General features: G+C 42.8%; 4 protein-coding genes and 1 pseudogene. All 5 read right to left on the minus strand.

Annotation, left to right across the window (positions count from 1 at the left end; genetic code table 11):
• Positions 1 to 330, minus strand: a pseudogene (locus Q0338_RS07900) (diaminopimelate decarboxylase); the annotation flags it as partial.
• Between the two features lie 55 nt (positions 331 to 385).
• The gene (locus tag Q0338_RS07905; RefSeq protein ID WP_298086277.1) at positions 386 to 1447 is read right to left on the minus strand and encodes an LptF/LptG family permease; all 1062 of its coding nucleotides are present in this window, start codon (positions 1445 to 1447) and stop codon (positions 386 to 388) included.
• Positions 1448 to 1853: 406 nt separating this feature from the next.
• Positions 1854 to 2414, minus strand: coding sequence for an aminoacyl-tRNA hydrolase (gene pth / locus Q0338_RS07910; protein WP_298086278.1), 561 nt, complete (start codon positions 2412 to 2414; stop codon positions 1854 to 1856).
• Positions 2415 to 2422: 8 nt separating this feature from the next.
• Complete coding sequence (locus Q0338_RS07915) at positions 2423 to 2959, minus strand: 50S ribosomal protein L25/general stress protein Ctc (RefSeq protein ID WP_298086279.1); 537 nt, start codon at positions 2957 to 2959, stop codon at positions 2423 to 2425.
• Between the two features lie 58 nt (positions 2960 to 3017).
• Positions 3018 to 5125, minus strand: a 2108-nt coding sequence (locus Q0338_RS07920; protein ID WP_298086280.1) for a PilT/PilU family type 4a pilus ATPase, incomplete at its 5' end; no start/stop codon positions are given.

Below are 5125 nucleotides of genomic sequence, written 5' to 3' on the forward strand. Positions count from 1 at the left end.
TTCTAAATTTATCATCAAGATTTCATTTTCCAGCGCAAATTTGAGCTCGTCGTCGCGCTTACCCACGCCGCTTAGGATGATCTGATAGCTTTTAGCTCCCGCTAGCAAAGCGCGCCTAACTTCACCCACGCTCACGCAGTCAAACCCGGCTCCAAGCCCGGCTAAAAATTTCAAAACGCTTAAATTTGAGTTTGCCTTAACGGCGTAGCATACGAGAGATTTTCTAGCGTGAAACGCTTTTTTTAGCGCTTCGTAGCGGTGTGCCATGTAGTCAAAATCGTAAACGTAAAGAGGGGTGCCGTATTTTTGCGCTAAATTCGTAAAATCCATAACCGACCTTGTTTAAAAATAGTTAGATTTTACAGAAATTTTGCCTAAATCTCTCTTAACGACTCCCAAAACGCAGATAAAAAGCGTAAGCACCGAGTAAAATAATAGGTAAAAGCACGCCGACCTCGGGCGAGACGACGCCGTTTCTAGCAAATCTCATCATCACAAAAAGCGCGCCCCAGACGCAAAGCGAGGCGATCGTAAAGATAAAGCTTTTTAAGGCGAGATTAAAAAATCGTCCCGTAACCGGCAAGAAATAGTAAATAATTAGCACCATAAAAGGCGCAAAAAAAGGCGCAAAAGCGAGGTTATAAAGCGTAGTTTTGGTCGAATTTAGCCCGATACCTTCGTCTTTAAACGCCAAAATGTAATCCACTGCATCGGGAATCGTGATCGCCGAGCTCTCCGCCGACGCGCTTTCTATGGTTTTTGGTTTAAAATTTTCAAGCGTTTTTAGCTCGCTTGGCGTTTTGATATCGAGTCCCTTTTCGCCGAGCTTGATATTTTGCGGCAAATTTACGATTTTAGCGTTTTTTAAAAGCCACGCATCGTCTATAAACTTCGCGCTTTCGCCAAAGGTAGCGCTGCGTAAGTTGCTGCCGTTTATGTCAAATATCCGCACATCTTTTGCCTCACCGCTAATGGGATTTAGGCTGTCCATATAGACAAATTTGCCTTCGAATTTTAAGAAAATATCAGAGCTCGTGCGCGATAAATTTGAGAGCTTCACGATATTTCGCCCATACTCGTAAGCGTAGGCAAAAGGCGTGAAATTTAGCCCGACGTAAATAAACGTGATGGCAAGCGCGATGTAAAAAGGCGGCTTGATCAGGCGATTTTTATCGATACCAAGCGCATAAAAACTAACTAGCTCGTTACTGCGGATCATGCTAAATTTGCTAGTTATCAGCGCAAAAATGAGCGCAAGCGGCAGGACGTAGTTTACCGCCGTAAGCGAGGTAAGACCAAAATAAAGCAGCTTTAGGTTCGCGCTTGCGGGCATATCTTTTAGGTTGGTTAGGATATCGATACCGACGTAAAAAAGCGTAAGCGCGATAAACAATATCGCGAAGTATTTAAAATAAAGCCAACCGACGTAACGCGCGTAAAGGTTCATCTGGGCCATCTTAAATCAAATTTTACGCACGGTGGAAGGCGAACGAAAGCGGCGCTACCGAAAATACCGAAAACTTGCCCTGCAAATTTATTATTTGAGCTATGCTGCAAATATGCATCCTTTGCCGCCGTAATGACGCTCAAATTTGCCGCTTTTTGGCTAGACGAGAAACAGACTTGTTTTACGCTCTTAAAAAACCCGAATTCAAGTTTTTGTCTGAGCGCTTTTTTCGTAAATTTTATAAATTTGCTAGTAAAATTTTTAAGTAAATTTATAAAATTTGCTGTAAATAAAATTAGGAGCAAGGTTTTAAATTTGGACTCTAAATTTAACCGATTTTTGAGTGCTTTAAAAAGCTCCAAAATTTGACGAATCACAAAAATCGAAAATGCTAAATTTAATCCTCTCACAAAATGCCTTTTTTGGTTGAGAATTTTTGCGAAACGGCGTCGATGTCGGTTTTTATTAGCTCATTTAGCGCATTTTCGCAGTAGTCTAAAATTTTTTCCAGCCCCTCTTTCTCATCTGCGCTAAATTCGCCAAGCACGTGGCCGGTTACCGCACTTTCGCCTTTGTGCGCGCTTCTGCCGATACCGATACGTACTCGTTCGTAGTCTACGCCCATTAATGCGTCGATTGACTTTAAGCCGTTGTGTCCGCCGTTTCCGCCGCCCTTTTTAAATTTAACGACGCCGAAATTTAGATCAAGGTCATCATGAATCACGATAATACGCTCGGGTTTATAAAAATCGGCTACGGCTTTCACGCTTCGTCCGCTTAGGTTCATAAAGGTTGTTGGTTTTAGAAAAAGTAAATTTTGGAATTTAAACAGCTCGCCTTGAAATTTGGCCGAGCTTACGTCTGTAAAATTTGAGTTTTTGAGTCTATCTATCAGCATAAAGCCGACGTTGTGTCTTGTTTTGGAGTACTCGGGACCGGGATTCCCCAGTCCGACTATGAGTATCAAGGCTAGCCTTATTTAGCTTTTATTACGCCCAGAACCGCTACGCGGTCAGCATCGAGCATAGTGACGCCCGCAGGAACGGCTATATCGCGTACCAGGACGGTGTTGTCTATATCAAGACCGCTAACGTCTATGTCGAATGAATTTGGCAAATTTTCAGCCGTGCATTTTACGGCTAAGCGCCTTTTTGAGATGATCAAAACGCCTTTATTTTTTAGACCGACCGGAGTTCCGTAAGGTTTAACCGGGATCATATATTTTGAGACGACGCCTGGAAGCGCAACCTTCAAATCAACGTGTTGTAGTGCGTTTGTCACAGGGTCTTTTTGGTATTCGACTACTACGACTTTTAAGGTTTTTCCGCCCACTTTTACATCAAACGCAAGGCTCTCTTTTTTGCGAACCTCTTTTATAAAATCGTTGATTTTAAAAGCGGCTTGCACATTCTCTAATCCCTTACCGTAAATGTTGGCGATTAGATAACCATCTCTTCTCAAGGCTTTTGACGCCTTTTTACCGATACTCTCTCTAACGATACCTTCTAACATCGTTTTCCTTTCTTGAAAAATAGAAGCCGATAATACCCAAATTTATATAAATTTCGCCTTACTTGATATCTTTAAGCGCGATAACGTCGCTTTGAAATTCTCTTAAAAGCGCAGCGTCTTCCTCGATAGAAGCGACCATCGCTCGTTTTTTGGCAAGGTCGGCGGATTTGATTTTGATATCGAGGTTTTCTCTTCTACCGGCGCTCTTTAGGGCCTCTTCTTTCGTAATGATTCCCGAAGTATACATATCAAGCAGATGCTGCTCGAAAGTCTGCATCTGATAGGTGTTTCTACTCTGCTCTATTGCATCGTAAATTTCGCTATCTCTATCCTCTAGGATCATATCTCTTATTCTTATGTTTTTTATCATTATTTCGCAAGCGACGCGGCGTTTATTTTCCGTAGTTACGACTAGACGCTGAGATATGATAGCCTCCGCAACCGAAGCAAACGTCATCCTGACTCGGTTTTGCTCCTCTTTAGGGAACATATTTATGACGCGGCCGATAGTTTCTTTAGCATCAAGGGTGTGAAGCGTAGCAAGCACCAAGTGGCCGGTTTCCGCAGCGTTTATCGCGGTTCTAACGGTCTCTAGGTCCCTCATCTCGCCTACGAATATAACATCCGGGTCTTCGCGCAAAGAGGCCCTTAGCGCGTCGGCAAAACTATCGACGTCTTGGCCGATACCCCGCTGATTAATTACGCTTTTATCGTCGCTGTAAATAAATTCGATCGGATCCTCGATAGTGACGATGTGGTAGTTTTTCGTGTGATTTAGGTAGTTTATCATACTAGCTAGCGTCGTCGTTTTACCGCTACCGGTCGGCCCCGTTACTAGGATGATACCTCTATTTACTTTATTGCAAAGCTTTTCAATAACCGGCGGCAATAAAAGCTCAGACATCGTAGGAATTTTCGTCGGTATCGTTCTAAATACGAAAGATACGCCATCCATCTGTAAAAAGACGTTAGAGCGGAAGCGATAGTCATCGTTTAATTTATATGTAAAATCCACGCTCTTTTTTTTCATAAGATTATAATAATTCGCCCCTAAAATTTCCTTGGCAATAAGTATCGAGCGGTCGTAATCCAAAATCGTATCACCCATCGCGACGATCTCGCCGTTAAATCTACCGCGAACTACTTTATCCGACTTCACGTGTAAGTCGCTACCGCCAAGCTCGATAAGTTTCATCAGATATCCGTCCAAAACCGCCTTCATAGCAGCTCTTTTTTCACTCTCGTCGTCATCTTGCGGCATCGGCGGCCTAACAGACACACCAAAGGACTCTTCTTCCATCGTTAGTCCAAGCTCGGCCAAAAGCGCGGCCCTATCTCTACGCCTAACGGGTCTTGCTTCCGGCTCTTTTGCCGTATTTGTTCGGCTTTCTTGCATATCGTTTATAGTTTGCACCTGCTCTACTCCTTTGCTTGTTTCTTCTTGCTTTTGCGTTAAATTCGGCTCTAAAATTTGATCCTCAGGCTCGCTTAAGTCAGCATGCTCGTCGATCTTTAGAAAATGTTTATCCTCTAGCTCTTTGCTTTGCGGCACATCCCAAAAATCAGCACTTAAATTTGACTGCGTTTGTTTGGAATTTATCTCGTTTTTATCGATATCGAATTCGTTTTTGATAGAGTCAAATTTACTCTCAAGATTCTCGTCTTCCTCAGTATCAAATTTATCCTGATCGCTTTGGCTTGCGCAAAATTTATCTGTGGCTTCTTCTTCATCACCATCAAGCTCTACTGAAGCAAATTCATCCCTTAAAAAGTCTAAAAGCTGATCTTTTTCGTTAGAAATCTGCTTCATTACTACCGTTTCTTGCAAACGCTCAAAACAAGAAACGTCCGATTTTTCGCCCTCTTGGTCAAATTCACTTATTTCTTGCGTATCTTTTTCTATTTGCGGCTCTTTCCATGCCACAAAAATAGCCTCTTCGTCGTTTTCGTCTTCTTGCGCAGGCATCTCGTCTAGCGCATCTATTTCATTTAGAGCCTCGTTGATAGCTTGTAAATTTTCGCTTAGCTCTTGCCTTTTTGATTCGAGCTCGGTAGACTCGCTAAATGCATCAAATTTATCAATCTTACCCGGCTCTTCTTGCTCCTCGTCTTTTGCAAGCTCGTCGTCAATTGGCTTTAGCTTTGGCAAATCATCAAACCTGCCGA

The organism is uncultured Campylobacter sp. (assembly GCF_938018145.1).
Lineage (GTDB): Bacteria > Campylobacterota > Campylobacteria > Campylobacterales > Campylobacteraceae > Campylobacter_A.